Genomic DNA, 2,723 nt, shown 5'->3' with positions numbered 1-2,723 from the left:
GGCGGCCCGGGCGACACCGGCCTCATCACGGCCCGCGGCCGCGCGGTCCTCGCGCAGGCCGACGTCGTCGTCGTCGACCGCCTCGGCCCGCGGGCCCTGCTCGACGAGCTTGCCCCCGAGGTCGAGGTGATCGACGTCGGCAAGGTGAGCGGCAACCACCCGGTGCCGCAGCACGAGATCAACGCGCTCCTGGTCCAGCACGCCCTGGCGGGCCGCGACGTCGTCCGCCTCAAGGGCGGCGACCCGTACGTGTTCGGCCGGGGCGGCGAGGAGCTCGCCGAGTGCCGCGCGGCGGGCATCGAGGTCGAGGTGGTGCCGGGCGTGACGTCGGCGGTCTCTGTCCCGGCCGCCGTCGGCATCCCCGTGACGCACCGTGGGGTGGCGCGCGGCTTCAGCGTGCTGACCGGGCACGACGGCGCGGCCCAGGTGCCGGGCGGGCCCGACCACACGCTCGTGCTGCTCATGGGCGTGACCCACCTGGCCAAGACGGCGGAAGCCCTGATCACCGCGGACCGCCCGGCGGACACCCCGGCCGCCGTGGTCGAGGACGGCTACGGCCCTCGCCAGCGCGTCACGGTCGGCACCCTGTCGACGATCGCCGCCGAAGCCACGGCCGCGAACGTCAAACCCCCGGCCATCATCGTGGTAGGCGACGTAGTCCGCCTCAGCCCGGCCTGGCCAACCCCCTAGCTCGTTGAGTGCTGGGTATTTGTGGCGCGAAGGCCATCAACCCAACAAATACCCGGCACTCAACGGAACCTCAGAGGAGGCGGCGGGCCACCGCCCAGCGCGTCAGCTCGTACCGCGAGCTGAGCTGCAGCTTGCGGAGCACCGCGCTCACGTGCGTCTCGACCGTCTTGATCGAGATGAACAGCTCGCTCGCCACCTCGCGGTAGGAGTACCCGCGCGCGATGAGCCGCATGACCTCCTGCTCGCGCTTCGAGAGGCGGTCGAGCTCGTCGTCGGCCACGGCGATGTCGTTGGCGGACGCGCCGAACGCGTCCAGCACGAACCCGGCCAGGCGCGGCGAGAAGACGGCGTCGCCGCCCGCCACCTGCACCACCGCGGACGACAGCTCCGACGGCGCGATGTTCTTCGTGACATACCCGCGCGCCCCCGCCCGGATGACGGAGACGACGTCCTCGGCGGCGTCCGACACGGACAGCGCGAGGAACCGGACGCCATCGGTGAGCAGGTCGGCGCAGCGCTGCACCACCTCGGCGCCCCCGCCCCCGTTGCCGCCGGGCAGGTGCACGTCGAGCAGCACCACGGGCGGCCGGTGCTCGTGCACCTGCGCCACGGCGCTGTCGACGTCGGACGCCTCGCCGACCACAGTGACGCGGTCGTCGAGCGAGGCGCGTACGCCCGTGCGGAACAGGTGGTGGTCGTCCACGAGCACCACCGGCACCGGGAGCGGCACCAGCCCGCCGCCGGACGCCGTCGCCTGGGTTGTCATCTGTTCGCGCCTTCCGCTGTGGTGGGTACGGCGGCGGGGGTCGTCGCGGCCCGCGCCCGGCCGTTCTTCTCGGTCTTCTTGTCGCCGCTGCCCGGCTTCCGGTCGCCGTTGGCCGCCTTGCGGTCGCCGTTCGCGGGCTTGTCCAGCGGCATCCGCAGCCGCACCTCGGTGCCCCAGCCGGCCCGGCTGACCACCTCGGCGGTGCCGCCGCGCCGTCGGACGCGGCCGAGGATCGACTCCCGGACGCCGAACCGGTCGACGGCGATCTCGTCGAGGTCGAACCCCTCGCCGCGGTCGCGCACGAACACCTCGGCCACGGAGTCGGTGACCTCCAGGTACACCGACACCGGCGGTTTGCCGTGCTTGAACGCGTTGAGCAGGGCCTCGCGCGCGGCCTGCAGCAGCGCGGCGGTGCACTCGGTGGGCGGGCAGTCGCCCACCACGACGGTCTCGACGGTCAGGGGCGCGACGGCGTCCTCGATCTCGGCGACCAGGTCCTTGAGCTCGGTGGCCACGGAGGTGCCGGGCTCCTGCCGGTCGTCGTACAGCCAGCCGCGCAGCTCGCGCTCCTGGGCCCGGGCCATCCGGGAGACGGCCTCGGCGTCGCCCGCCTGCGACCGGATCAGGGCAAGGGTCTGCAGCACGGAGTCGTGCAGGTGGGCGGCGATGTCGGCGCGCTCGGACTCCCGGGCACGGGCGGCGCGCTCGTCGCCGAGCTGCCGCACGAGCCGGATCCACCAGGGCACCGAGACCAGCACGAGGCCCGCCACCATGGCGATCGAGGCGACCGTGGCCTGCATCAGCACGGTCAGGGGGGTGTCCTGGCCCACGAGCATCAGCACGCCGAGCATGGTCAGCACCACACCCCCGGCGAGCCGGAGCAGCGCGGTGCGGGAGCGCAGGAGCGAGCCGGTGCCGGACCCGCCCACCCAGCGGTCCCGGTCGGTCGCGTCGATCTGGCTCCAGGCCAGGGCCACGCCGCCGAGCCCGATGAGGGCGGGCAGCACCCAGGAGGCGACCGGGTCCCAGCCCGCGCGGTAGGCCACGAGCAGGGCCGCGCCCGAGAGCAGGGCGACGCCGAGCCAGATGTCGCGGGCCGCGAGCCGGGACACCGGTCCGGACAGGCGCATGCGCTCGGCCAGCGAGGCGGCATTCCGTTCCTGCGCGCCGGCGTCGGCGTCCGCGTCGGTGGTCAGACGGGGCGCCAGCCGGGCCCGGTCGGTGGGCACCGCGGCCACGGGCACGGTCGGGGCGCCGGCCGGCACGG

3 protein-coding genes are annotated in these 2,723 nt (G+C 74.5%); 1 reads left to right on the top strand and 2 read right to left on the bottom strand.

Annotated features, from left to right (window positions below):
• Positions 1 to 690: uroporphyrinogen-III C-methyltransferase (gene cobA, locus PROKR_RS17025; protein ID WP_036964940.1), on the top strand; the 690-nt coding region annotated here is incomplete at its 5' end.
• Between the two features lie 70 nt (positions 691 to 760).
• Here cobA and PROKR_RS17020 read toward each other — a convergent pair.
• Positions 761 to 1,456 carry a LuxR C-terminal-related transcriptional regulator gene (locus PROKR_RS17020; protein ID WP_036964939.1) on the bottom strand — a complete coding sequence of 232 codons (696 nt, stop codon included), beginning with the start codon at positions 1,454 to 1,456 and terminating at the stop codon, positions 761 to 763.
• Positions 1,453 to 2,723, bottom strand: a 1,271-nt coding sequence (locus tag PROKR_RS17015; RefSeq protein ID WP_036964938.1) for a sensor histidine kinase, incomplete at its 5' end; no start/stop codon positions are given. The genes PROKR_RS17015 and PROKR_RS17020, both read right to left, overlap by 4 nt.

The sequence above is a fragment of the Promicromonospora kroppenstedtii DSM 19349 genome (assembly GCF_000515355.1).
GTDB lineage: Bacteria > Actinomycetota > Actinomycetes > Actinomycetales > Cellulomonadaceae > Promicromonospora > Promicromonospora kroppenstedtii.
The sequence above is the reverse complement of the archived record's forward strand: the minus strand, read 5'-3'. Positions and strand labels throughout refer to the sequence as shown.